This is a genomic window from Micromonospora chalcea (genome assembly GCF_002926165.1).
Classification (GTDB): domain Bacteria; phylum Actinomycetota; class Actinomycetes; order Mycobacteriales; family Micromonosporaceae; genus Micromonospora; species Micromonospora chalcea.
This window is the reverse complement of record NZ_MAGP01000116.1, coordinates 1-23,577: the sequence shown is the minus strand read 5'-3', so window position 1 is coordinate 23,577 and position 23,577 is coordinate 1. Positions and strand designations below refer to the sequence as shown.

28 protein-coding genes and 1 pseudogene are annotated in these 23,577 nt (G+C 69.7%); 11 read left to right on the top strand and 18 right to left on the bottom strand.

The genetic code is table 11. The features are described from left to right. Nucleotides 1-101 precede the first annotated feature (101 nt). Together BAW75_RS16860 and BAW75_RS16855 are read left to right on the top strand one after the other, a co-directional pair. Nucleotides 102-785 (top strand): response regulator transcription factor, encoded by a 684-nt coding sequence (locus tag BAW75_RS16860; RefSeq protein WP_208635262.1) that lies wholly within the window; start codon nt 102-104, stop codon nt 783-785. A 10-nt stretch (nt 786-795) separates the two neighbouring features. After that, on the top strand, nt 796-1,899 hold the full coding sequence (locus BAW75_RS16855) for a sensor histidine kinase (protein ID WP_244206155.1): 1,104 nt from the start codon (nt 796-798) through the stop codon (nt 1,897-1,899). On the opposite strand, the gene BAW75_RS33490 is transcribed toward BAW75_RS16855, so the two are convergent. The 5 genes and pseudogenes from BAW75_RS33490 to BAW75_RS16840 all read right to left on the bottom strand — a co-directional run bounded on the left by BAW75_RS33490 (nt 1,886) and on the right by BAW75_RS16840 (nt 5,317). Then, on the bottom strand, nt 1,886-2,380 hold the full coding sequence (locus BAW75_RS33490) for a DUF6000 family protein (RefSeq protein ID WP_396797540.1): 495 nt from the start codon (nt 2,378-2,380) through the stop codon (nt 1,886-1,888). The two genes, BAW75_RS16855 and BAW75_RS33490, sit on opposite strands and share 14 nt — an antisense overlap. Next, nucleotides 2,349-2,546, bottom strand: a pseudogene (locus tag BAW75_RS33485) (DUF6000 family protein); the annotation flags it as partial. The gene BAW75_RS33490 and the pseudogene BAW75_RS33485, both read right to left, overlap by 32 nt. A gap of 70 nt (nt 2,547-2,616) precedes the next feature. Beyond that, nucleotides 2,617-3,198 (bottom strand): dihydrofolate reductase family protein, encoded by a 582-nt coding sequence (locus BAW75_RS16850; RefSeq protein WP_104114192.1) that lies wholly within the window; start codon nt 3,196-3,198, stop codon nt 2,617-2,619. A gap of 67 nt (nt 3,199-3,265) precedes the next feature. Next, a complete protein-coding gene (locus BAW75_RS16845; RefSeq protein ID WP_244206154.1) occupies nt 3,266-4,105 on the bottom strand; it encodes an AraC family transcriptional regulator in 840 nt (279 codons plus the stop codon). A gap of 27 nt (nt 4,106-4,132) precedes the next feature. Next, nucleotides 4,133-5,317, bottom strand: a complete 1,185-nt coding sequence (locus tag BAW75_RS16840; protein WP_167435582.1) for an MFS transporter — start codon at nt 5,315-5,317, stop codon at nt 4,133-4,135. A gap of 133 nt (nt 5,318-5,450) precedes the next feature. Here BAW75_RS16840 and BAW75_RS16835 point away from each other — a divergent pair, with 133 nt between their 5' ends. The 3 genes from BAW75_RS16835 to BAW75_RS16825 all read left to right on the top strand — a co-directional run bounded on the left by BAW75_RS16835 (nt 5,451) and on the right by BAW75_RS16825 (nt 7,340). Next, on the top strand, nt 5,451-6,044 hold the full coding sequence (locus tag BAW75_RS16835; protein ID WP_167435581.1) for a CGNR zinc finger domain-containing protein: 594 nt from the start codon (nt 5,451-5,453) through the stop codon (nt 6,042-6,044). A 194-nt stretch (nt 6,045-6,238) separates the two neighbouring features. Further along, nucleotides 6,239-6,601, top strand: a complete 363-nt coding sequence (locus BAW75_RS16830; RefSeq protein ID WP_104114189.1) for a nuclear transport factor 2 family protein — start codon at nt 6,239-6,241, stop codon at nt 6,599-6,601. Between the two features lie 79 nt (nt 6,602-6,680). After that, on the top strand, nt 6,681-7,340 hold the full coding sequence (locus tag BAW75_RS16825) for a Type 1 glutamine amidotransferase-like domain-containing protein (RefSeq protein WP_104114188.1): 660 nt from the start codon (nt 6,681-6,683) through the stop codon (nt 7,338-7,340). On the opposite strand, the gene BAW75_RS16820 is transcribed toward BAW75_RS16825, so the two are convergent. From BAW75_RS16820 to BAW75_RS16810, 3 genes are read right to left on the bottom strand one after another with little or no spacing between them, the layout of a single operon-like run. After that, the gene (locus BAW75_RS16820) at nt 7,341-8,264 is read right to left on the bottom strand and encodes an AEC family transporter (protein ID WP_104114187.1); all 924 of its coding nucleotides are present in this window, start codon (nt 8,262-8,264) and stop codon (nt 7,341-7,343) included. It lies immediately after the preceding gene. A gap of 41 nt (nt 8,265-8,305) precedes the next feature. Next, complete coding sequence (locus BAW75_RS16815; protein WP_233607806.1) at nt 8,306-8,761, bottom strand: YunG family protein; 456 nt, start codon at nt 8,759-8,761, stop codon at nt 8,306-8,308. After that, on the bottom strand, nt 8,751-8,969 hold the full coding sequence (locus BAW75_RS16810; protein ID WP_124778946.1) for a hypothetical protein: 219 nt from the start codon (nt 8,967-8,969) through the stop codon (nt 8,751-8,753). The genes BAW75_RS16815 and BAW75_RS16810 overlap by 11 nt, the downstream gene beginning before the upstream one ends. 1,025 nt (nt 8,970-9,994) lie before the next feature. Between BAW75_RS16810 and BAW75_RS32070 the strand changes: the two genes are divergently transcribed. Continuing rightward, a complete protein-coding gene (locus tag BAW75_RS32070) occupies nt 9,995-10,414 on the top strand; it encodes a protease complex subunit PrcB family protein (protein WP_146074850.1) in 420 nt (139 codons plus the stop codon). Nucleotides 10,415-10,546: 132 nt separating this feature from the next. On the opposite strand, the gene BAW75_RS16800 is transcribed toward BAW75_RS32070, so the two are convergent. From BAW75_RS16800 to BAW75_RS16790, 3 genes are all read right to left on the bottom strand, one after another. Beyond that, nucleotides 10,547-11,296, bottom strand: coding sequence for a maleylpyruvate isomerase family mycothiol-dependent enzyme (locus tag BAW75_RS16800; protein WP_104114185.1), 750 nt, complete (start codon nt 11,294-11,296; stop codon nt 10,547-10,549). Nucleotides 11,297-11,409: 113 nt separating this feature from the next. Continuing rightward, nucleotides 11,410-11,892: a GNAT family N-acetyltransferase gene (locus BAW75_RS16795; protein WP_167435580.1), complete on the bottom strand. Its 483-nt coding sequence runs from the start codon at nt 11,890-11,892 to the stop codon at nt 11,410-11,412. Between the two features lie 43 nt (nt 11,893-11,935). Continuing rightward, nucleotides 11,936-12,562 (bottom strand): VOC family protein, encoded by a 627-nt coding sequence (locus tag BAW75_RS16790; RefSeq protein ID WP_104114183.1) that lies wholly within the window; start codon nt 12,560-12,562, stop codon nt 11,936-11,938. Nucleotides 12,563-12,586: 24 nt separating this feature from the next. Between BAW75_RS16790 and BAW75_RS33215 the strand changes: the two genes are divergently transcribed. Together BAW75_RS33215 and BAW75_RS16785 are read left to right on the top strand one after the other, a co-directional pair. Then, nucleotides 12,587-12,709 (top strand): hypothetical protein, encoded by a 123-nt coding sequence (locus BAW75_RS33215; RefSeq protein WP_275937803.1) that lies wholly within the window; start codon nt 12,587-12,589, stop codon nt 12,707-12,709. 65 nt (nt 12,710-12,774) lie between these two features. After that, nucleotides 12,775-13,344 carry a GIY-YIG nuclease family protein gene (locus BAW75_RS16785; RefSeq protein WP_104114182.1) on the top strand — a complete coding sequence of 190 codons (570 nt, stop codon included), beginning with the start codon at nt 12,775-12,777 and terminating at the stop codon, nt 13,342-13,344. Nucleotides 13,345-13,346: 2 nt separating this feature from the next. Here BAW75_RS16785 and pyrE read toward each other — a convergent pair whose 3' ends face one another. The 4 genes from pyrE to BAW75_RS32950 are packed head-to-tail and all read right to left on the bottom strand — an operon-like array spanning nt 13,347 to nt 14,635. Continuing rightward, nucleotides 13,347-13,871 carry an orotate phosphoribosyltransferase gene (gene pyrE, locus BAW75_RS16780; protein WP_104114181.1) on the bottom strand — a complete coding sequence of 175 codons (525 nt, stop codon included), beginning with the start codon at nt 13,869-13,871 and terminating at the stop codon, nt 13,347-13,349. 19 nt (nt 13,872-13,890) lie between these two features. After that, complete coding sequence (locus tag BAW75_RS32350; RefSeq protein ID WP_167435579.1) at nt 13,891-14,064, bottom strand: hypothetical protein; 174 nt, start codon at nt 14,062-14,064, stop codon at nt 13,891-13,893. Continuing rightward, nucleotides 14,061-14,279, bottom strand: coding sequence for a hypothetical protein (locus BAW75_RS16775; protein WP_013477111.1), 219 nt, complete (start codon nt 14,277-14,279; stop codon nt 14,061-14,063). Before BAW75_RS16775 ends, BAW75_RS32350 begins: the two co-directional genes overlap by 4 nt. Further along, nucleotides 14,276-14,635, bottom strand: a complete 360-nt coding sequence (locus BAW75_RS32950; protein WP_104114180.1) for a hypothetical protein — start codon at nt 14,633-14,635, stop codon at nt 14,276-14,278. The genes BAW75_RS16775 and BAW75_RS32950 overlap by 4 nt, the downstream gene beginning before the upstream one ends. A 257-nt stretch (nt 14,636-14,892) precedes the next feature. Between BAW75_RS32950 and BAW75_RS16765 the strand changes: the two genes are divergently transcribed. The 3 genes from BAW75_RS16765 (at nt 14,893) to BAW75_RS32065 (ending at nt 18,226) form a co-directional block, all read left to right on the top strand. After that, nucleotides 14,893-15,981 carry a helix-turn-helix domain-containing protein gene (locus tag BAW75_RS16765; protein ID WP_373887993.1) on the top strand — a complete coding sequence of 363 codons (1,089 nt, stop codon included), beginning with the start codon at nt 14,893-14,895 and terminating at the stop codon, nt 15,979-15,981. Beyond that, a complete protein-coding gene (locus BAW75_RS16760; RefSeq protein WP_104114179.1) occupies nt 15,978-16,556 on the top strand; it encodes an HD domain-containing protein in 579 nt (192 codons plus the stop codon). The genes BAW75_RS16765 and BAW75_RS16760 overlap by 4 nt, the downstream gene beginning before the upstream one ends. A gap of 605 nt (nt 16,557-17,161) precedes the next feature. After that, on the top strand, nt 17,162-18,226 hold the full coding sequence (locus BAW75_RS32065) for a hypothetical protein (RefSeq protein WP_167435578.1): 1,065 nt from the start codon (nt 17,162-17,164) through the stop codon (nt 18,224-18,226). A gap of 454 nt (nt 18,227-18,680) precedes the next feature. Here BAW75_RS32065 and BAW75_RS16755 read toward each other — a convergent pair whose 3' ends face one another. The 3 genes from BAW75_RS16755 to BAW75_RS16745 form a co-directional block, all read right to left on the bottom strand. After that, entirely contained in the window at nt 18,681-20,501 is a 1,821-nt protein-coding gene (locus tag BAW75_RS16755; protein ID WP_104114225.1) for an acyl-CoA dehydrogenase, read from the bottom strand. A gap of 16 nt (nt 20,502-20,517) precedes the next feature. Next, nucleotides 20,518-21,981, bottom strand: coding sequence for an ATP-binding protein (locus tag BAW75_RS16750; RefSeq protein WP_104114178.1), 1,464 nt, complete (start codon nt 21,979-21,981; stop codon nt 20,518-20,520). Between the two features lie 145 nt (nt 21,982-22,126). Further along, on the bottom strand, nt 22,127-23,329 hold the full coding sequence (locus BAW75_RS16745) for an alanine--tRNA ligase-related protein (RefSeq protein WP_104114177.1): 1,203 nt from the start codon (nt 23,327-23,329) through the stop codon (nt 22,127-22,129). Between the last annotated feature and the right edge of the window lie 248 nt (nt 23,330-23,577).

The window sequence follows — 23,577 nt, the reverse complement described above, 5'->3', positions numbered from 1 at the left end:
TTTCCTGGTCCGGTGGGTCCAGTGAAGGCGGAGGAGTGTTGCGGCGGCGTATGCCCTTCTGCATACGCAAACCACATGGGCCGGCTCGTAGCATCGAGCGTGTGCGGGTGCTGATCGTGGAGGACGAGCCGTATCTGGCGGATGCCATCCGCGACGGCCTGCGCCTGGAGGCGATCGCGGCCGACATCGCCGGCGCCGGCGACACCGCGCTGGAGATGCTGAGCGTCAACGCCTACGACATCGCCGTCCTCGACCGCGACATTCCCGGCCCGTCCGGGGACGACATCGCCGCGAGCATCGTCGCCTCCGGCAGCGGCATGCCGATCCTCATGCTCACCGCCGCCGCCCGGCTCGACGACAAGGCCTCCGGCTTCGGCCTCGGCGCCGACGACTACCTCACCAAGCCCTTCGACCTGCGGGAACTCGTGCTCCGGCTGCGAGCGCTCGACCGCCGGCGCGCGCACAGCAGGCCGCCCGTACGCGAGATCGCCGGCCTGCGGCTGGATCCGTTCCGCCGCGAGGTCCACCGCGACGGCCGCTACGTCGCGCTGACCCGCAAGCAGTTCGCCGTGCTCGAGATCCTCGTCGCCGCCGAGGGCGGTGTCGTCAGCGCCGAGGAGCTGCTGGAACGGGCGTGGGACGTGAACGCCGACCCGTTCACGAACGCCGTACGCCTGACGGTCTCGGCGCTGCGCAAGCGGCTGGGCGAACCGTCGATCATCTCCACCGCGATCGGCAGCGGCTACCGCATCGGCACCGCATCCGAGGGGGAGGACAGTCGGTAGGCGGCCCGGTTTGAGCGTCCGCCTCAAACTCACACTCAGCTACGCCGGGTTCCTCATGCTCGCGGTGACCCTGCTCCTCGCGGTCGTGTGGGTGTTCCTGCTCCGCTACGTGCCCGACACCGTGCTGACCGTCCCTCGGCGCGGCTCTCCCCCGGGTCCGTTCATCCCCAACCGGTCCGACCTCCTGCGCGCCTTCGCGCCGCGGGCCGCCGTCGTGTGGGCTCTCCTACTGGTGATCGCCCTGCTGGGCGGGTGGATCCTGGCCGGCCGGATGCTCGCCCCGCTGACGCGCATCACCGACGCCACCCGCCTGGCCGCCGGCGGTTCCCTCTCCCACCGGATCCGGCTTCCTGGGCGGCGGGACGAGTTCCGGGAACTCGCCGACGCCTTCGACACGATGCTCGCGCGGCTCGAAGTGCACGTCGCCGAACAGGAGAGGTTCGCCGCAAACGCCTCCCACGAGCTGCGGACCCCGCTGTCGATCACGCGGACGCTTCTCGACGTGGCCCGCAACGACCCCGACCGCGACACCGGCGAACTCCTCGACCGCCTCCACGCCGTCAATACCCGGGCGATCCATCTCACCGAGGCGTTGCTCCTGCTCAGCCGCGCCGACCAGCGATCGTTCACCCGCGAACGCGTCGATCTGTCCCTCGTCGCGGAAGAAGCCGCCGAGACGCTCCTCCCGCTCGCCGAGGAACGCGGCCTCACCGTCGAGGCCTCCGGTGACATCAGCCCGACCATCGGCTCACGCGCTCTGCTGCTGCAGATGACCACGAACCTCGTGCACAACGCGATCGTCCACAACCTGCCCGACCGGGGTGCCGTCCGGGTCACGACCACGGCTCACCCCGAGGCATTGGTGCTCACCGTCGAGAACACCGGCGCGCCGCTCGCCGCCCACGTGGTCGCCACGCTCGCCGAGCCGTTCCAGCGGGGCAGCGAGCGCGCCCGGACCGGCCACGCGGGTGTCGGGCTCGGTCTGGCGATCGTCAGGAGCATCGCCCACGCCCACGACGGAACACTCACCCTGCTCCCCCGCCCCGGAGGCGGGCTCCGCGTCGAGGTGCGGCTGCCACGGCCACCACCGGTGACGAGAGCTACCGAGGGGTGACTACTCCTGGCTTTCGACCTCGTAGCGAGCGACCCGGGCACACGCCACCAGGCACTTGCCCGTCATCAGGCAACCCTCGTCGCGGCGGGCGACGCGCTGGACGAGTGGAACGGCCTGTGGTCGGCGCACTACCGTCGGACCCCGCTGAACCGAGCGGGGCGCCGACTCGCACGACTCTGATGGCGCCGCCCCTGCCGTCGCAGCCCCAAGTCCTCACAGGCCGCACAGATCGGCGATCAGTGCTCGGTAGGTGTCGGCGTCCGGAGGCTGGGGTGCGGAGCCGGCCCAGCGTTCCCACTGGCCGCCGGGTTCGAGGTACCCGGTCGGCGTGACTCGTCCCGAGTCGCAGGTCGACGCACCGCAGGGCGCCGAGCGCCCAATCCTGGTCGTAGCGGAGGTCGAGTCGGGGCAGGTAGCGGTCGAGGTAGGCAGTCAGGTTGAAGCAGGAAGACCAGTTCCTCGTCGCTGACACGTCGAGCATCATGGCGTAGAGCCCGCACGACTGAGGCGTCCTCTTGCCCGCCCGGCCGGCCGAAGCCACCGTGAAGGAGGTCCAGGTACCGAGGGCTCCCCCGCTCCGATGCGGCGATGACATAGCGGCGGATGGTGCCGTCGGATGGATCCGGTATCGGGGGCGGACGGTCCACGGCGACATCATCCTGGCTCGACGCGCGGTACCCACAGCCCTTTTCGTATCCGGACGGCCGGCCGGATCGGTCAGCGGCGCACCCGGTACCGCAGGTGAAGCACCCGCTCGCCCGGAAGCACCACGTCGGGATCCTCCAGCAGGTGCTGCGCGTCGACCGACCCGAAGAAGCGCTTGCCGGAGCCGAACACCACGGGTACGACGTCCATGCGTACCTCGTCGACCAGGCCCGCGGCGAGCGCCTGGCCTCCGACGTCACCGGCCGCGACCTCGACGATGCGCTCCCCCGCGAGTTCCTGCGCCCTGGCCACGGCCGCCTCGACGCCGTCGACGAAGTGGAACGGTGCCTCGGGGTTCCAACCCTCGGGCGGCGGGCGGTGCGTCACGACGACCACGTGGTCGATCCCGCTCGGCGGCGTCCCGTCCCAGCCGTCGGTCAGGTCGAACACGTGCCGGCCGACGACGGTCACCCCGATCTGATCCCAGTACGGCCGGACGTAGTCGTGGGACGTCTGCGACACCCGCAACGCGCCGCTGTCGTCCAGCGGGACGTCCCCGCTGGTCAACCAGTCGAACAGCGGCCCGGGCTGGTCGTTGTCGTCCGCGACGAAGCCGTCCACCGACACCGAGCTGTACAGGACCACAGTGCCCACGCCGGTTCTCCCCTTCCTTGGGTGGCCCCCAAGTTAGCGGGTCGCGGGCCGCCGTTCTTGTAGGAAATCAATCGGCCGGCAGCGACCAGCCGTCGATCACGTGGCCGGGGTGTTCGCGCAGGAACCGCCGCCGGACCTCGACGTACCGGGTCGGCGTGAGCCCGGTGAACGCCCGGAACTCGTGGCCGAAGTGGGCCTGGTCGAAGTAGCCCGCGTCGCTTGCCAGCTCGCCCCAGTCGACCGGCCGGGCGGGGTCGATCGCGAACACTGCGGCGGCGAAGCGGTAGGTGCGGGCCAGCCGCTTCGGTGTGACGCCGACGAGTTCCTTGAACCGCTGCGTCAGATGGGTGCTGCTCACGCCGGCTGCCGTCCTCAGGTCGCCGATCGGCACCGCGCCGCTGGTCGCCGCGATGACGCCGCTCGTGTGCCGGACCAGCCCCAGTCCGGTGCTCTCGGACAGCCGTCGCCTCAGCTCCTCCTCCAGCAGCGCCAGCATCTTGTGCGGCCCGTCGGCCGCGGCCAGCCGGTCGCGCAGCTCGGCCACGGCGGGCCGGCCCCAGACCTGCTCCAGCGTCACCGGCCGGTCGCACAGCTCGGCCGCGGGCATCGGCAGGAACGGCGCCAGGCCCCACGGCTTGACGTGTACGCCGACGGACCGGGTCGGGCGCGGGTAGCCGAACTCGAACGCGCGGGTGGGCGTGGTGATCACGCAGCCGTCGGCGTACCCGGTGGTCTCGACGTCGGTGCCGCCGCGGACGCGGAACGGCGCGCCGAGGTTGACGATGAGCAGCGCCGCCGGCATCGGCGGCAGCGTCAGCCGGGGGTACGGGGGCGCGCCCGCCAGGTAGTAGAGGTCGTCGATCAGCTCGTCCAGCGGCGGTCGCGGCACTCTGGACACGTACTCCACGCCCACAGCATCGCGGACGCCCCGCCGTCACCGCCGACGCCCCGCCGGGATCGATTCACGAAAGGCCGCGCCGCCCTTGCTGTGCGGCGGCGGAATGAGTCGTTCGCCGAGGGCGAGCGCGAGGGCGACAGCGCCGAGCAGGGCGCCGATCAACGTCGTGCCGGCGGCACCGTGGCTTTCCAGTACGAGGGCCCCGAAAAAGGCGCCGCCGGTGATGCCGACGTTGACGGCGGCGGACAGCGTCGCGGCGGCGAGATCGGAGCGGCCGGGCGCCACCTGAAGGACGAGGCCGCCGAGCGCCGCGGTGAACGCGGCGAACCCCAGTCCGGCGATTGCGATCAGGACGACGGCAACCGCCGGGTGGTGGCCGAACGCGTACAGGCCGAGCAGCGCCACACACTGCAGTGCAACCGTCGCGACCAGGGCGGACCACGGGCTGCGGTCGACCATCGGTCCGGCAGCGAGGATGCCGAAGACGCTGGCGACGCCGCGCGCCAGCAGGATGGTCGCCATCGACGCGGCGGGCAGTCCGGTGACCTCGGTGACGAACAGGGCGATGTAGGTGTAGCCGGCGATGGCGCCGGCGGTCGACAGGACGGCCACGACGACCAGGAGCCAGAACCGGCGGGAGTCGGGGGTTCTGCCCCGGCCGGCGTGTCCCTGTGCCGGCCCCGTCGACGGCAGCAACCAGGCCACCACGGCGAAGACGAGCACACCGAGCCCGGCCACCGCCAGGAACGATGCCCGCCAGCCGGCACGTTCACCCAGCCAGGTGCCCGCGGGCACGCCCAGGACGAGGGCGACGTTGCCGCCGGCGAACACGATCGCGACCACCCGTCCGTGCAGTCCGGGCCGGAACAGCTCAGCCGCGGTCGGCACGACGACCGCCCAGAACAACGCATGAGTGGCCGCGGTGGCGACCCTGGCTGCCATCAGCATGGTGAACGTACTCGCGAACACCGTGATCGCGTTGCTGACGACGAAGCCGGCCAGGAGCGCCGACAGCAGCCGTCGGCGAGGAACTCTGCGCACCAGCGCCGTCAACGGGACCGAGGCGACCATCACCACCGCGCCGTACACGGTGACGAGCATGCCCACTTGGGACGGCGGAACGGCCAGGTCCACGGCCATCGGCAACAGCAGCCCGATCGGCAGCGCCTCGGCTGCGGTGTAGAGGAACGTTCCGCCGGCGAGGCCGATCAGCGCGCCCACTGCCCGCCGGTGTGCGTGCGCCTGGCCCATTGTTACCCCCTAAACCGGCTATGACGGAAACACTCTAGGAAGGCTCCTCGTCACGGGGCAACTGGTAAAGTCGGTTTTGATGGAAACAGCAAGGGTTACGCGGATGCGCCTGGTCGGCGGCGACCTCGCGCTGGACTTCCTCAACACCCGCGCCGGCCCACCCGTCGGGCCTCCGGACGACGACGTGCTCACCGGCTACGCCGAGCTGATCGCCTGGAGCGTGTACGCGGGCACCCTCACCGAAACGCAGGCGGCGGCGTTGCGCCGGCTGTCCCGCGGCAGTCCGGACAGCGCCCACACCGTCTTCGCGCAGGCACTTCGCACCCGTGACTACCTGGACGAGGTGTTCCGGCCACTGGCCGCCGGCGAGGACCCGGGCGCAGCGGCGCTGACCCGGCTGCGCGACGACGAAGCCGACGCGCTCGCCCACGCACAGCTCATGCGCGGGAAGACATTCGCATGGTCCTGGCGGGACGACCACACGCTTGCCCGGCCCTTACGGCCGGTGGTCCATGCTGCGGTCCAGCTTCTCACCACGGGTGCGCTCGATCGGATCAAGCGATGCGCGGGCTGCCGCTTCCTGTTCATCGACGAGAGCAAGAACCGCAGCCGTCGTTGGTGCAGCATGGACGACTGCGGGACCGCGGAGAAGATCCGCCGCTACGTCGAGGTACGACGCATCCGCACCAGACGGTGAGCACATGGCGCGAGACGGCCGGCCGCAGCGCCTTCGAGGAGCAGATGTGGGCACGCGCCGGCAGGTGGGCGGAGATCACAACGGGACGGTCGTGGCGCGCCGTGGGGCTGCGTCCCTACCGTCCGGGTCTGCTCGCGTTCTGCTGACCGCTAAGACGTCTGCGCGAGGTCTCACCCACCGGCCATGCTGGCTCCGTGGATTCGCCGAGACGCCCTACCTCCCAGGCCCTGCTCACGAACCTCTACGCGGCCTTCAACAGGCGTGACATCCCCACGCTGCTGGCCGCCATCACGCCGGACGTCTCGTGGCCCAACGGCTGGGAGGGAGGCGTCCTTCGCGGCCGGGACCAGGTGGGTGCCTACTGGCGCCGGCAGTGGGACCAGCTCGAACCTGTCGTCACGCCGACGGCGTTCCGCACGGAGGCCGACGGCCGCATCGCCGTCACCGTTCATCAGGTCGTCCACGACAAGGCCGGAACGAAGCTCGCCGACCACACCGTCACACACGTCTACCGCCTCGACGACGGCCTGGTCGCGGCGATGGAGATCCGCGAGTGACGCGACGTGCGGCGATGAGTTTCGATACGGTGCCCGGTCTGTACTCCCGTGCACCCAACCGCTGCCACCGGAGGTAGGCGTGAAGCTTCTTCTCACATCCGCGGGCGTCCAGAACCCGAGCATCCACGATGCGCTGGTCGGCCTGCTGGGCAAGCCGGTCGCCGAGTCCAACGCGCTCTGCATCCCCACGGCCGCCTACCCGATGGGCGGGCCGGCCTCGGCCTGGCGCTTCATCACCGGCCAGACGCCGCTACCGATGACCGGCCTCGGTTGGAAGTCGCTGGGCGTCCTGGAGCTGACCGCGCTACCGAGCATCGGCCAGGAGCGGTGGGTCCCTTGGGTCCGCGAGACGGACGTCATCCTGGTGCACGGCGGCGACGCGACGTACCTGTGCCACTGGATGCGGCAGTCCGGGCTGGCGGACCTGCTGCCGTCGCTGCCTGACACCGTCTGGGTGGGGTTGAGCGCGGGGAGCATGGTGCTGACCCCGCGTGTCGGGACGGACTTCGTCGAATGGCAGTCCGCGCCTGACGACCGCACGCTGGGGCTCGTCGACTTCTCGATCTTCCCGCACCTGGGCCTCGAACCGGACAACACCATGGCGAACGCCGAGAAGTGGGCGGCCGAGGTCGCCGGTCCGGCGTACGCGATCGACGACCAGACGGCGATCACAGTGGTCGACGGCACGGTCGAGGTCGTCTCCGAGGGGCAGTGGAGGCGGTTCCCCGCCGAGCGGTAGCTACCCGAGCAGCGCCGCCGCCGCAGCCAGCGTGGCCAGCGACAGCGTCGTCGTCACCACCACCGCCCGGTTGGCGACCGCCTCGCCGACGCCGTACTCCTGGGCGAAGATGAACGTGTTCTGCGCCGTCGGCAGGCCCGCGACCACCACCACGGCGAGCAACTGCGGCGCGGACAGGTGCAGGGCCAGGCCGGCCGCGTACGCGATGACAGGTTGTGCGACAAGCTTGAGCGCGCTGATCGCGGCCAGCTCTCCGGGCCCGGTCGGTTCCGCCCGCGACGGCGCCGCGGGGTGCAGCGACGCGCCGAGCGCGACCAGGGCGGCGGGCGCCGCGGCGCCCGCAAGCAGCGTCAGCGACGCGGCGGCCGGCGCCGGCAGACGCAGACCGGCCGCGGAGCACGCGACACCGAGCAGCGACGCCAGGATCACCGGATTGCGTACGGGCAGCGAGGCGACCCGGCGCACCCGGACCCGCCCGGCCGGGTCGCTGCGCCGGTCCAGCACGACCACGATCACGGGTGCCACCACCAGCACCTGCAGCAGCACCACCACCGCCAGGAACGACACGTCGCCGAGAACCTGCGTCGCGATCGGGATGCCGAGGTTCGCCGAGTTCACGTACCCGGCGGCCATGCCCCAGATCGGCCGCTCGCCGGGCTCGCGACCGAACAGCCGGCTCGCGCCGGCCCACCCGAACCCGACCACGGCGACGGTGCTCACCCCGAAGGCGAGCAGCGAGCGGCCCGCGAACCCGGACAGCGGCATCCGGGCCAGTGCCAGGAACAGGGCGGCCGGCATCGCGAGCTGGAACACGAACCGGCCGAGCACCGACGCCGCCGACTCGCCCAGCAGGCCCCAGCGACAGGCCGCGTAACCGACAGCGGTGAGGATCCAGATCGGTACGAACGCCGACACCAGGCTCATGCGGGCGTCACCGGAGGGCGGGCGTTCGGTAAGCCACGCGGTCAGCCTCGCATCCCGTCCGGAACGAGCAAACGGGGTGCGGCACCGTAGAGGGCGACGAAGACCCGGTCCCGCAGGATCTCGTACTGCCTGCGGCACCGGACGGGTGGGCCCGGCGGGCGTTGCTGAACCTGACCGCCGACAACGACTTCCGACGGCTGGAACTGGTCGGCAGTCAGGTCCACCTCGCGGCCGTCGGCCAGCCGGTTCCAGTAGTGGTGGCCGACCTTGGTATCTCCGGCGTGGACCTCGCCGAGGATCAGCTCTCCGCCGAGCAGGTCCTGAATGATCAGCGCGGTCACCCCGCACTGCCCACGGGCTGGGTTGCCGGCGTGCCAATCCTCCAGGTCGTGCGGGTCGCAGGTGTCCGCTCCCCAGCCGGCGCGCAGCACCGGCCGCAGCATCTCCAGGTCGATCGCGAGCGGGACTGATCTTTGGTCGTGCTCCTCATACGTCACTCGGGAAGGGTCGGCCCTCGACCGGGTCGAGAGTCAAGAGATCCGACCCGTTCGACCCGGAAGGCGGCCTGATCACTTCGGACAGGTCGATGGCATCCGCGATGCCCCGGACGACCTTCAGCTCGCTTCGAAACAGTCGCTCACGCACGGATGCTGGCTGCTCGGTGAGCATGTCCGGCACACGTCCGTCGTTCGGTACGAACACCATCGTCCCGGAGTACTCACGGCAGCTCGATCACCACGCCGAGCCGACACAGCGCTCGTAAAGACGTCAGACGGTGCGTAGCAGCGGTACCTGCAGGAGTAGATCCACCGGCACACGCATTGGCGTTCCCAGCACGAGCCCCCCTTCCCCGGGCTGCCAAGCGGGCCGCCATACGGATCTGCCGCGAGTTGCGTGCCGTGGCCGGCCACTGCCGGACCCCCGGCATCACCGGCGTGCCTGGCATGCGAGCGCGATGGGCGGGGCACTCCTCGGCCAAGGCGCGGACCTGGTCGGCTTCCAACTCGAACGCTTCACGGCTGCCGGTGAGCAACGTGTCGGCAGCGATGTCCCACCGCAGATGATCGCGGAACTCTCGATACCGGACTCGCCGGTGATCGGCGGTCAACCGCGCCGGCCACGCCTGAGCGGGTAGCACCACGGTGTGTGGCCGGCCGGTCCCCAACCGGGAACGGACCTGCTTCCACCGCGACGGCGGGAACGCGAGGCGGTGATGCAGCAACACCAGGTCGAGCGGGCGCCCCCAACTGTGATGGTGGGGACGTGTCGCGCGACGAAGGGGAAGATAGACCATCGTGTGCGGCGACCGGGCAGCCAGTCCCCACGCCAGAGCGAACAGCGTCGCTGTTTCCTTGTCGAGGCAGAACTGGGCTCCAAGAGGGCCCTCGTACAGACCGGCGAACCCCGGCGGTCGTGCCGGCCGCATGACCCGGTACCGATGGCGCCCGAGGTGAACGGTGCTGACCATCACCGGCCATTCGTGTCCGCCCAACCGTCGACCCACTCCAGCAACATGCTTCGACCCTCGTCGTATCGCTGTCCGGTGAGCATTGTCCCCAGGCCCGACACGACACGGCGACAGAGTTACCTGACGGCCGGGAGCCCGGCTCAAGACCGAGGGTGTACTCATGCCGCCGACGTGCCGCACCAACCGTCCGAATACTTTCGCGCCCGAGCCGCCGGACGTAGACGGAAGCTGTTCCGAGGGTCAGCGCCAGTAGGGTCAGCGGGTGAGCAGATCGTCCGGACGTGCCGGGACCTTTCGCACGCTGTACCACGGGCAGGCCAAGGCCGACACCTCACGAGGTTACGGCCTGTTCCTGATTCGTCGATCGGGATCGTGGGCGCAGCACTGGGCATCGATCAATGCCGGACGGCAGCCTGTCCCACCGCCGCCGCCGGTAGACCTCGCGAAGGAGACGGTCGTCATTCTCTCGGTCGGGGACCGTCCTGTGCTCGGCTATGACGTCACGATCGAGGACGTGACAGTGCGAGAGACGACTCTGGTGGTGACCGGCGTCGAGAGGCGTCCCGTGGGCGACGTGACGCTGGACATGGCGTGTTCACCGGTGCACATCGTGGCGGCACGATTCGGACCCGAGGCCTTCGAGGACATGTTGCTGAACCTCCGTATCGTGCCTGCGGAATGACGTGAGCCGGTGATGTGGGGGCTGTACCGCGCCGCCTGCCGCTTCCCCGCCTGTCTCACCCGTCCGGGTCTGTCGACGAGCGGATGGGACCACGGTGGGCGGCACCGGGCTGACCTCGCCGGGATGACGGCGTCACTTCCAGGTGATCGTGGCCTTTGCCCGCCAGAGATCCAAGACGGCCGCGTCCCCGCGTAGTTCGAGGCGCTCAGGCCCACTCCGGTTCCACAGCAGAAGGTAGAGCTCGGACGCAGGTCCCACGACGGTCAACTGGGCCGGCATCTCACCGGCTACCAGGCGGCGCCCGGCCGGCTCGATGGAGAGCGTCCATCCCGCGTCGATATCAGTCGGCACAAGAGCCATGCTGACGGGTGGATCGGCCACCAGAAGCCCACCGGGCCGCCCGAAGAAGCCATTGAGCAGTTCGTCGATGCCGTCAGCGGCGAAGGAGGGGGCCCAGGAGGGAACCGTTGAGACAGCCGACTCGGCATCGGCACGGTGTACCGCGGTTTCGTGAGCCTGGCGACGTGCCCAGAACGCCAACGGCGAGGGCGCGGGCAGAAACGTCCAGCATTCAACGCTCTCGTCGGCCGCTGCCAGCGTGTCCACGAGTGCGCGGTGGCCCTCCCGAAACCAGTCCAGCAGCTCGTCGTCCTCGACTGCGGCGAAGAACTCCGCCTCTTCGCGAGTGGAGTAAGGCTGACGGCGCCCCGTGATGACGTGGCCCGTGGCCCAGCGATGGACACCACTGACATGGCGCAGCAGATCACGGACCTGCCAGCCAGGGCAGGTCGGCACGGGTGCGTCCAGGCCCGCCCGGTCCGCCGCCTCTGCCAGTCGGGCGCCTTCCTCATCCAGCGCGGCAATGTGCTCGGCGATACGCATGACGGGAGCTTCCCACGCACCACCGACCCTCTACCAGGCGGAAAGGGCCGGCGCACCCTCGTACTCCGCAAGCAGCTCCCGCCGCCGCGTCGCGCAAGGCCACGGCGCGACGTCTAGGCCCTGTCTCCCGGATCTTGGAGGGTGGGGTCGAAGGTGAGGTTGAGTAGTTCCAGGCCGGTGACGGGCTTGAAGCCGATCTCGGTGTAGAGCGCCAGGGCGGGGATGTTGTCGGTCTCGGTTTGGAGCGACACGCGATGCGCGCCGGCGGCACGGGCGTTGCGGATGACGTGCTGGAGCAGGGCCTTCGCGATGCCGCTACGGCGATGGTGCGGGGCCACGTAGAGGTCGCGGATCGACCACGAGGTGCCCAGCCTGAGCGATGCCGGCGTGACCGTGACCGTGATGAAGCCGCGGACGTGATCAGCTCGGATGGCGGCAGCGGCGGAGATCCGGTGTTGTGCGATCTGGTCCTGCAGCCAGGAGCGGGTTGTCTCCGGGGCCGACGGTTGGCCGTAGTGCACCCGGTAGTCGTCGAACAGAGCAGCTACCTGATCGAACGCCGGATGGGCGGGGCTCATCGGCACGACCGTCGTCATGCCGTCAGTGTGGCCGATGGTCCAGCCTTCGAGAGGGCCACCACTATCGGCCGACCCAGGTGGCGACGCACGCTTCATTGCCCTCGATGTCCGCCAATACCCACCACTTCGGTGCGTGCGCATCGGAGACCAGCCGGCCACCCGCAGCCAACGCGGCGGCGATTCGGGCCTCGGCCTGATCATGTGGGACGGCGACATCGAGGTGCATGCGGTTGCGTTGTGGGCGCCCGGCGTCCATCGGCTGCAGCCCGAAGCCCGGACCCCGACGCGCCGGGTCGGCCAGATAGTCGTCGTCGATCTGGCGGTAACCCAGCAGCGCCCGCCAGAACGGCAGCACGTCCGCGCCGACCAGCGCGTCGAGGGTGACGTTGACGAGCTGCACGGCGGTCGGGTCGGCGGGGATGTCCAGATCCCTGGCGGCAGCCGAGATCCGCCGGGCCAGCGCGACGTCGCGCGACGACAGGGACACCGTGACGCCGACATGACGCAGATCGACGTTGACGTACTGCTGCTCCGCGCCACCGGCGAGCCGGCCGATCTCATCGACGAACGCTATGCCCTTGGTTAGCGAGCCGGTGCGGAAATACGCCGAGACCACGTGGTAGAGGCAGCGCCAGTCCTCGACACCGTCGGCCGCGTGGAACTCCCCGGCCGTGATCTGCACCGTCATGCGGGCGAACCTAGCATCGGCTGCGTGACGCAGCGCACCGTCGCGCTCGCACGCACAGGCCGGCAGCGCACTCCTGTGCCGCAGATCGGGCGGGCGCTCGGTCCCTCGGCACCGCCGGCTGAGCAGGTCGTGAAAGTCGCCTGCTGATCACCCTGCCGGTGTCCAGGTGCGGAGCGCATCCCCACCCGATCTCGACCGGTCGAGCGCCTAGGATGGTCCCGGTGACCTTCCCCGAACGGCGATCCGCCGACGTCCCGACCGACGAGGCCCTGCGGTTGCTGACCGGCCCGCCGGTCGCGCTCGACGTCGCCGTCAAGCGGCTCGCCCGTGGCGGCGGCGTCTACGCCTGGTGGGCTGCTCCTTCGGTCCTCCCCGACCTCCCCGGACCGCCGAACGACACCGATCCGTCATGGCGGATGCTCTATCTGGGCCGGGCCACCAGCCTGCGGGGCCGGATCCTGCGCAACCATCTACGACGGTCGGGCAGCTCGACGCTGCGCCGCACGCTGGCCGGGCTTCTCGTGTCCGAGGGCTACCGCACGACCTGGACCGACCGCGTCGTCCTGGTCCCCGCAGACGAGACCCGGCTGACCGCGTGGATGCACACGCACCTGCGCCTGACCTGGGCGGAAGACCCCGAGCCGACGGTCATCGAAGCCGAACTCGTCCGGCGCCTGCACCCACCGCTCAACGTCCACGGCGTCGACCCCGAGCACATCCAGGCCGCAGTGGTCGCCGCCAAGAACTCGTACAACGCCAGCAGCGGCCCGGAGCAGCCCTAGCTTCACGCCGTCAGCGATGCCTCCAGATCACGACGGGTGAGGGCGGCGCGGAGGTGCAGCCCCTCGGCCGCCAGGTTCTCCCGGCCACCCTGCTCGCGGTCGATGGCGCAGACCACCGTCTCGACCTGGGCACCGACGGACCGTAGTTGTCCGCACGAGGTCAGGAGCGCGCCTCCGGTGGTCACGACGTCCTCGACCACCACGACCCGCAGACCGCTCACGCGACCGCCCTCGGCCAGTTTCGCGGTCCCGTACTCCTTGGCCTGCTTGCGCACGAAGACCGTCGGCAGCCCGGTCAGCTGTGACATCACCGTGGCGAGCGGAATGCCGCCCATCTCCATCCCCGCCAACACGTCGCACTCCGGCAGCAGAGCCACCATCGCCTCGGCGACCTCGCGCAGCAGCTCCGGCTTCCCCTCGAACAGGTACTTGTCGAAGTACTCGTCGCTGACCTGCCCAGATCGGAGATGGAACCGGCCGGTGAGGTGGCAGGTGTCGTAGACGCGGCGCGCGAGCGGGTGAGTCACCGGCCCAGTCTCGCACCCGTCACCCGATCCGGCGGATGCGTACCCTTGGACGCTCGTTGCGCAGGTGCCCCAGCTTGTGCTGGCGGACCTGCTCCTCCCACGCCTCCTGGTCGTACTCCGGATCCGGCGCCGTCCACCGGTGCGACCCGTCGCTGTAGTGGAACTTCTCGTCGCCGGCCCGCAGCACGCTCACCGCAGCCACCCCAGGAACCGCCGGTGCAACGTCCCGGCCGGCGCCCAGCTCAGATCCGCCGTGGCCCGCACCAGCTGCGCCCCCAGGTACACCGCCAGCGACACCGGCGCGCCCTCGTACTCCGCAAGCAGCTCCCGCCGCCGCGTCGCGCACGGCCACGGCGCACCGCACCCGCCGCACGTCCAGACCGGCAGCACCGGCCCGTGGGTGCTCACCCGCGCACCCCCAGGAAGCGGGCGACGCTCGCGCGCGCCTGCCGGCTCGTCGCCCACGCGACCTGCCAACAGGGGTACGGAGTCAGCCGCGCCCACCACAGCCGGCAACCCACGCACATCCCGTCCAGACCCCGTACATGCACCGCCAAGATCGCCTGTTCCGCAGTCCTCACTGGTCCTCCTGCGGCGGCCAGTGACCGCGATTGATCGGTACGCGGTGACGGTTCCGGCACGGCAGCTCCGCACCACAGCGGCACACCCACCGCCACTTCCGCCACGACCATTTGGGGCGATGCCGACGTGCGAGCGTCAAAGCAGCAGCGATCACGTACTGGTCGTAGGTGACTCGTCTCCACGGTGGTGTCCTCTCCCGCATCGCCGTTTCCTCCGCAGGGCAGCGGAATTCGACCGGCCACGAATCGCGGACCGGATCTGGAACGTTCGGTAACTGCGACGCTACGATCACGGCGTCGATCACTGGACTCACCAGCGGTACGAGTGAGCCGACCAGGAACGCCACCTCGCGGTCCGCGTCCGGCGAAACGTCGACCACCGGTCAACGTAGGGATGTCAGTTGGCAGGTCACCGCAGTTCCACGCCGCATCGAGGCGAGGTGACGGGCTATCTCCTGAAGCTCGTTCGGGAATCCGTGCCGCTCACCCAAGAACAACTCGCCGCGCATCTGGACGTGGACCGGGTGACCGTTCAGAGCTGGGAGTCGGGGCGCAGACCGTTCACCGCCGTGCCATTCGGTCAGGCCGTTGCGATTCGCCAGCGGCTCGGACGGCTCGGAGCGAACACGAAGCTGCTGGCCGCTCTCGACGATGCCGCCGAGGCAGACCTCATCCTTGCGGCGCTCCTCCGGGACGACGCCGGCCGATCCCCCATCGCCGAACAACCTCTCGGCTGGTCGGTGCTGACGCACCGTCTGACCGACCTGATCCTCTGGAGCGTTCTCGGACAGACGCCGACCTTCATCAGAAGCCTCCCCACAACCCGCCGACGCGGCCCCGTGGCGACCGCCCCGCTCCTGTCCGCCGACGAGAGACGGGCCTTCTTCGTACGCCTGCGCGTGCTCGCTGAACGCTCCGCCTTCGAACGCGACCCGGATGTCCTGCTGCACCGGCAAGCCTGCTTCCTTGCCGGCATGGATCCCACAGGCGCGTCCGCGTCATGGATCGCCGAAGGCACCACCCGGACAACTCGCCAGATCACCCGCTTCCACACCTGGTCACCGCTGTGGCCCGACATCCGGTCGATGGTGACTTCCCTCGCGAACCAGGGAGACCCCGAGCCGCTGAGAGACTTCATCACCCGCGCCCACCCGGACGATGCCTGCGAGCGGGCCGCCCTCAACTACTCCGCCTACTGGGTCGGTGAGATTCCGTACCGGCATCGCGACGACTCGTTCATGCCCACTGCTCTCGGCGACTGGCGAGGAGTCGTACTGTTCCGGCACCTGGTTGACCGCCTCACCATCGGCCACCCGTTCGTCGACCTCAACGTGCACAACCTCTGGGCTCTACTCATGGCGAGGCGCGGTCTCACCCACGATGACCTCGCCACCGGGCAGGCACTGGCCGACCGGTGCGCCGCGCTGCTCGACAGCGACCAGGTATCCACGCAGTCACGACAAGAACTAACGTCTATCCTCTACAGCCTCCGTGCTGACGGAGTCACCGGTACAGGGACGGGCAGATGAGCGAGGACCAGGACGCCGCAGGAGCCATGAGCTTCATCTTTGAGGCCGGCGTGCTCAAACGCGCCGCCCGTACCGGCTGGTGGTTCGCCGGCGTGAAGCACCCCGAGTCGATCGCCGAGCACTCGTTCCGCACGGCGCTCATCGGCATGATGCTCGCGGCCATGGAGGGCGCCGACCCGGCTCGCGTCTCGATGTTGTGCGTCCTGCACGACACGCAGGAAACCCGGATCACCGACATCCCGCACATCGCCAAGCGCTACCTCACCGCCGCGCCCAACACCGCCGTCACCGCCGACCAGGTCGCCGGCTGCCCACCCGCAGTTGCCGACGTGATCAACGCTGCCGTTGCAGAGTACGAGGCCGGCGAAACTCTGGAAGCCATCGTGGCCCGCGACGCGGACAAGTTGGAGTGCCTCGTCCAAGCGGTCGAATACCGGCACCAGGGAGTCGCGGACGTTCAGCGCTGGATCGACAGCTCCCGGGCGGCGCTAAAGACAGCATCCGCCCACCGCCTCGCCGACGCCGCCCTCGACGGCGCCCCGGTGGCGTGGCTAACTCCACCCAGCCTCACATAGACGTCGGCTACCGCCCGGCCCTCTCCGGCTTCCGCAGCTGCCGATGAGAGTGCGTTTAAGGACCCCGCTTGCCCGGCCCTGGCGCGGAACTCGCGACAAGCCAGCCCGCAACGACTGAGGAGCCGCTGGCGGCCCGCGGCTAGGCTTTCTTCATACTCGCAGGCACCACAGAAGGGCACAGGCATGGGCAACGCGGCATGGGGTGCAGGCCACCACACAGGCGTGGGAGAGGGCCTCGCTCTCGGCGAACAAATCGGCCGAGCTCTCGGTGAAAAAAAGGGCCTGCAGAGAGGCCTGGCGATCGGCATCGCGATTGGCATGGCCGCAGGCGCAGCCGCCGTGTCGGCCGGTGTCGATCTCAGAAGACTCGATCCGCGGAAGCTTGTTCCGCAGCGACTCTTGAGCCGTGAGCAGGATCTCCCCGCCACGGACTCGACCCCTGCCGCTGCCGATAGTGGCGCCGCAAACATCTACGAACCCCACGAGGGTACCCCGGGCGACTAGGCCGGCGTTGCTGCTGCTTCACGGCAAGGCCGACCTTTGCTACTTACTGCAGCAAGTGGCTACCGGGTCGCCCAAAACCGGGCGAGTATAAGGCGGGTCATGTGGCCAAAACGGACGTACGGTACGTACAAGGTGGAAATAATCGACTCCTCAGGCACGTCCTTCGCCAAGTGTGGGAGTCAAGATGCTACTGGTGTCGCAGGTTCAAGGATTACTCCGCCCTAGAGATCGACCACATCCTCCCAAGGACCTCTACAACTTATGAGCGCAAGCGCCTTAATGAGGCGTTTGCACTCACCGAAGAATATGATGTCGATGCACTATATAACCTCGCGCCAATCTGCGGAGAATGCAACAAGGACAAGGGCGATCAAGATCTGACACAAATCCCCGTCATAGTAAGTCATATCAAGAAGGCAAGAAGGCTCGAAGGAAAAGTCTCTAGCCGCGTGCGCTCCTTCGGGAAATCGTCGGACATTGGCACTGCACTCCTACTTGCCGCTGAGGCCGACTTGAGCGACCCTCGAAACCGAACAACCTTCGAGGAGGCGGCCCCTGCTGTAGTGCAAAGACTGTCAGAACTCGGCGCCGACAAGGCTGACTTCTATGTGATCCGCGGTGTGGAAGTCGAGTCGAGAGGGCGAAGTCATGCAATTGAACTTAAGTTGAATGAGGAAGGAAGGGCTGCGGTAAAAATTATTGAAGGCATGGTTGGCGCCGATTTGGAAAAAGCCCTCTCAGCACCTCTTGGTGATCTTTTGCTCCGCGTCGAAGACTCTTCCGGGCATGCACTTCGGGGCCACGATGAGGGCGCTGGGGCACCGGACGTCGGCTCTCTTGAGGTTGACTGGCCAATCATAGTGATCGAATCTGTCAAATTTTTCGCGTCACCTCCCGCGACCGTAGAGCTTGAGTTCGATGGCAAGTTCGATGCGCGGGTCACGGGCACGGTCACTCGCACGTCTGACCTTGGCGACGAGTTAGAGGATCTCCAAGGCGAAGCAGACGTCAGCGGCAGCTTCCATTTCACTCTTTCCTGGTGTCCACAATACCCCATAGGGCAGCTTGATTTCGACGAAGCATTCTTAACCTCGTTTGATGCCGAAACGTACTTGGATGGTCGTTCCAGCGTCGACCCAAGCGACTGGTTCATTCTTGGTGAATAAGATAATTGCAGCACTGCATGTGGCAGGCATCCAATCTGCCCGCCCGCCCTCCATTGCGTGCAGAAAAAGACGCAGTGACCAGTAAGTACACAGAATGAAAACTCGAGCATAGGGAGATTTGCGACTCGGGAACTGCAGTAGGCTCCAGCAGCTTACTAATCTGCCGCAAGTTGCTTGCCGTGGCCTGCCGCCGCCGGACCGCGGCACTACCGTGAGTATTCGGCATCAAGTTCGACGTACGTCCCGCGTCAGTCGGGGTGGCGGCAAGTTCTGACCATGCCGATCTCGGCGCAACAGTGCGCGCCTGGGATGCGAGCGCGATGGGCGGGGCATTCCTCGGCCAGGGCGCGGACCTGGTCGGCTTCCAACTCGAACGCTTCGCGGCTGCCAGCGAGCACCCTGCGGAGTGACGTGAGCCGGTGATGTGGGTGACCACGAAGGGCGTGTCTCCCGCTCAGAACCAGCTCTCGCGCATGTCCAGCGTGGTCCGGTCCAGCCCTTCCAACAGCTCGAACTGCGCCGCCACCTTCGGCAACTCCCACCTGTAGAAGTACCGCGCCGCCTGCCTCTTCCCTGCCAGGAACTCCCCCTCGGCCCCGTCCGGCGAACCCAGCGCCTCCACCACCAGCACCTGCTCCAGCCACATCCACGCAATCACCACGTGCCCGACCGCCTCCAGGTACACCGAGGCGTTCGCCAGCGCCAGCTCCGGGTCGCCCGGTGCCCACAACCGCCGCGTCACCACGGCGATCCGGTCGACCGCGGCGGCGAGCTGCCCGGCCAGCTCGGAGGCGAACCCGTCGGCCTTCCACGCCCGGCTGATCGTGCCGCGGATCGTCTCCAGCAGGAGTTCCAGCGCGGCGCCGTCGCGCATGGTGACCTTGCGGCCGAGCAGATCGAGGGCCTGGATGCCGTGGGTGCCCTCGTGGATGGCGTTGAGCCGGTTGTCGCGCCAGTGCTGCTCGACGTCGTAGTCGCGGGTGTAGCCGTACCCGCCGTGCACCTGGATGGCCAGGTCGTTGGCGGCCAGGCACCACTGCGCCGGCCAGCTCTTGGTGATCGGGGTGAGCAGGTCCAGCAGCAGTTGCGCCCTTTCACGGTCGGCCTCGGCCGGCGCGGTCTTCTGCTCGTCCAGCAGCCGTCCGCAGTAGAGCACCAGCGCGAGCGCGCCCTCGACGTAGCTCTTCTGGGCCAGCAGCATCCGGCGTACGTCGCTGTGGGCCACGATCGGCACCTGCGGCGTGGTGGGGTCCTTGTCGGCGACCGGGCGGCCCTGCGGGCGCTGCCGGGCGTACGCGACGGACTTCAGGTACGCGGTGTAGCCGAGCGCGGTGGCGCCGGCGCCGATGCCGATGCGCGCCTCGTTCATCATGTGGAACATCACCGCGAGCCCCTGGTGCGGCTGCCCCACCAGGTAGCCGACCGCCCCGGCCCGCCCGTACGGCCGGTGCACGCCCTCGCCGAAGTTGAGCAGCGTGTTGGTGGTGCCCCGGTAGCCGAGCTTGTGGTTGAGGCCGACCAGCACCACGTCGTTGCGCGGGCCGAGGTTGCCGTCGTCGTCGAGCAGCGTCTTCGGCACGATGAACAGCGACAGGCCCTTCACGCCGGCCGGCGCGCCGGGGATACGCGCCAGCACCAGGTGGACGATGTTTGCGGCGAGTTCGTGGTCGCCGCCGGAGATCCACATCTTGGTGCCGACGATCCGGTAGGTGCCGTCGTCCTGCGGCTCGGCCCGCGTGGTGAGGTCGGTCAGGGAGCTGCCGGCCTGCGGCTCGGACAGGCACATGGTGCCGAAGAACCGGCCCTCGACCATGGGGCGTACCCAGGTGGCGATCTGCTCGGCGCTGCCGTGGGCGAGCAGCAGGTTGGCGTTGCCGAGGGTGAGCATCGGGTACGCCGACGTGCCCACGTTGGCGGCCTGGAACCAGGCGAACGCGGCGGCGGCCACCACGTGCGGCAGTTGCAGCCCGCCGACCGACTCGTCCATGGTGGCGGCGAGCAGCCCGGTCTCGGCGAACGCCTCCAGGGCGGCCTTCACCTGCGGGATGGTCCGTACGCGCTGCCCGTCGAACGTGGGCTCGCCGGTGTCTGCGGCCCGGTTGTGCGGGGCGAACCGCTCGGCCACCACCTGGGCGGCGAGGTCCAGCACCGCGTCGACGGTCTCCCTGGTGTGCTCGGCGTAGCGGGGGCGCTCGGTCAGCCGGGTCACGTCCAGCCAGTCGTGCAGCAGGAACGTGAGGTCGCGGCGGGACAGCAGCAGATCGGACGAGGACAACGTGGACTCCTTCCGGTCAGCCGCGGCGCAACCCGGCGACGGCCTCCCGCACGTCATCCTGGCCGATCGGAGCCGGCGGCGCACCCTCCGCCGCTTCCCGGAGTGCCTTGGCGAGTTGCACCCGGCGTAGCGCCTCGCGAAGGTCCGCGCCGGTCAGCCCGGCCGTGTCGGCCGCGAGGGCGGCCGGGTCGAGGTCGTCGGCGAACATTGTGAAGCCGGGCCGTTCGTGCCGGTCGATCAGCTCGCGGACCATCTTGGTGAGGATCTCCGCGCGTCCGTTCTCGTCCGGCGCCGGAATGGCGATCTTCAGGTCGAATCGGCCGGAGCGGATCAGCGAGGCGTCGACGCGGTGCGGGAAGTTGGTGGTCGCCACCACGATGACGTCGGGGTTCTCCTCGAACAGCGTGTTCATCTCCTGCTTGAAGATGCCCGCTACCGCGTTGACGGCCTGGCTGGCCGCGTCGCCGCCGGCGCCGGCGTAGCTGATGATCGAGTCGAACTCGTCGAACAGCATCACGGTGGGCCGCCGGTAGCGGCGTGCCTCCCGGAAGATCCGCTTGATGTTGCGTTCCGAGCCGCCGAGGTACTTGTCCAGGATCTCCGGGGTGCGGATCTCCACGAAGTCCGCTCCGACCTCGTTGGCCAGGGCCCGGGCCAGCATGGTCTTGCCGGTGCCGGGCGGCCCGTACATCAGGATGCCCTGCGGCCGGCGCGCCCCCCAGCGGGCCATCGCCGCCGGGTGCCGGAACGACACCGCCACCTCGCGGAACTGCGCGACCACGTCGGACAGGCCGCCGACCTGGTCGAGGGTCACCGTCGCGCTGCGCGGCCCGGCCGCCGTCGTCACCGGTCGCCGCCCCACGACGTACGTCCGTCCGCGCAGCACGGTCGGCTCGTCGCTGTCGCCAGACAGCTCGCGTACGGCCTGGAGCAGCAGGCCGAGCATCGCCGTCAGGTGCGCCGGACCCACGTCGGCGCTTGGTACGTCGGCGTGGATGCGTACCGTGCCGTTGTCCTGGTCGACGCGGGGCCGCAGCCCGGCTTCCCGGGCCGCGCGCAGCACCTCCCGGCCGGCCTCGTCGCCGGGCGGCGCGGCGAGCGTGGCGACCGGTCGCGGCCAGATCCGCCGTCCGGCCTCCGCGGCCATCCGGCCCACCGCGGCGGCCGGGCCGTCGCCGCCGCGGGCGGCCAGCCGCTCGGCGAGCAGCACGCCGACCGGCCCGGCCAGACCGAGGGCGAGCAGGCCCGCCGGGGTGCTCTCCACCCGCAGGTACGCCTCGAAGCGGTGCGCCGGCTGCCCGTCCGCGGTGTCGGCGCGCACGGTGCAGAGCGCCTCCCGCACCGGGGCCGGGAAGTCGCCGTCGACCATCAGCTCCACCGGCCCGTCGACGGCGGCGGCGAGCAGCCCCGCCGCGTCGGCGATGCGCACCTCGGCGCCGAGCAGCGGCACCGTCTCCTCGTCCGGCAGTACCTCGGTCATCGGCTGCCCTCTCCTCACGGCGGCGTCCGCTTCCCTCGCGTGGCGTCCGCCTCCGAGTCTGGCACCGGCCCGGCCGGGCGGCCACCGCTGAGCCGGCTGCTGCTCCCCGGCTGGTGCCCGCCCGGCCCGCTCCCCCGGCCGCTGCTCAGCTCGTCTCGGCGAGCAGGCCGTCGACCAGGTCGCGGGGCAGCCCGTGGGTGTCGTGCAGCCAGTGGTAGTCGCGCTCGGTCAGCGGGCCGCGCTCCCGTACCCGGTCCACGAGCGGCCGTCCGCGTCGCAGCAGCCCGCGGAAGCGGCGCTCCTCGTCCACCAGCGTGGCGTGCAGCGAGCCGACGTCGACCGGTCGCTCGCCGGGCGGCGTGCCCGGATCGGGCAGCTGACGGAAGCGGCGCAGCGTGTCCGCGTACAGCTCGGGCGGCAGGTCGTCGAGGGTGCGCGCCGGGTCGTCGCGCCACAGCACGGTGAGCGCGCGGCGCAGCAGCCGCCGCAGCACGTACCCGCGGCCGGTGTTGCCGGGGCGTACCCCGTCACCGAGCATGACCACCGCGGACCGCAGGTGGTCGGAGACCACGCGCAGGTCCGTGCCGCGCAGGCCCCAGTTGCCTACCTCGTCCACCCACCGGCGCAGCCCGTCGCCGGTGAACACGGACCGGTCGCCGCGCAACACCATCTCCAGCCGTTCCAGGCCCATGCCGGTGTCGATGCTGGAGTGCGGCAGCGGCGTGAGCCGGCCGTCGGGGTGCCTGTGGTAGCGCATCTGCACGTGGTTCCACACCTCCACCCAGCGCTCGTCGGTGCTGGGTGTGCCGATGGGCGGGCCGTCCCCGGTCCACACGAAGATCTCCGAGTCCGGTCCGCAGGGGCCGGTCGGACCGTTGGACCACCAGTTGTCCTCGCCCAGCGCCTCCACCGGCACGCCGAGCCCGGTCCAGGTGTCCCGCGCGGTGTCGTCCGGCCCTTCACCGTTGCCGCCGCCGAAGACCGTGGCGTGCAGCCTCTCCACCGGGATGCCGAACCCGTCGGTGAGCAGGTCGAAGCCCCAGCGCAGGCTGGTCACGATGTCGTAGTCGCCGAGCGACCACGAGCCGAGCATCTGGAACACGGTCAGGTGCGTGTCGTCGCCCACCTCGTCCAGGTCCGTGGTGCGCAGGCACCGCTGCACGTTCGCCAGTCGCCGCCCGCCCGGGTGCGGGCGTCCCAGCAGGTACGGCGTGAGCGGGTGCATGCCGGACGTGGTGAACAGCACCGGGTCGCCGGGTGGCGGAATGAGTGAACTCTCCGGCGCATCCTGATGGCCGTGCCGGTGGTAGTGGTCGAGGAACGTCCGGGTGATGTCGTCGGGTGTCATGGCGGGTGCCTTCCGGGTACGGGTGACCGGACGGCCCGCCGCGCGCGTTGGCGTCGACACGACGACGCCGGCGGACCGTTTCCGGTCGCCGGCGTGGGTGTGGGGCAGGTCAGGCGGCGGCAACCGGCGAGCGGGAAGCTCGCGCGGCCGCGGCGGTAAGACTGCGCCTGCTCTGCATACCTCGACGCTAGCCCGGCCGCCCCTGTCCCGCCCACCTCGGTTACGTCCGCGAGTACGTCGGTCACGCC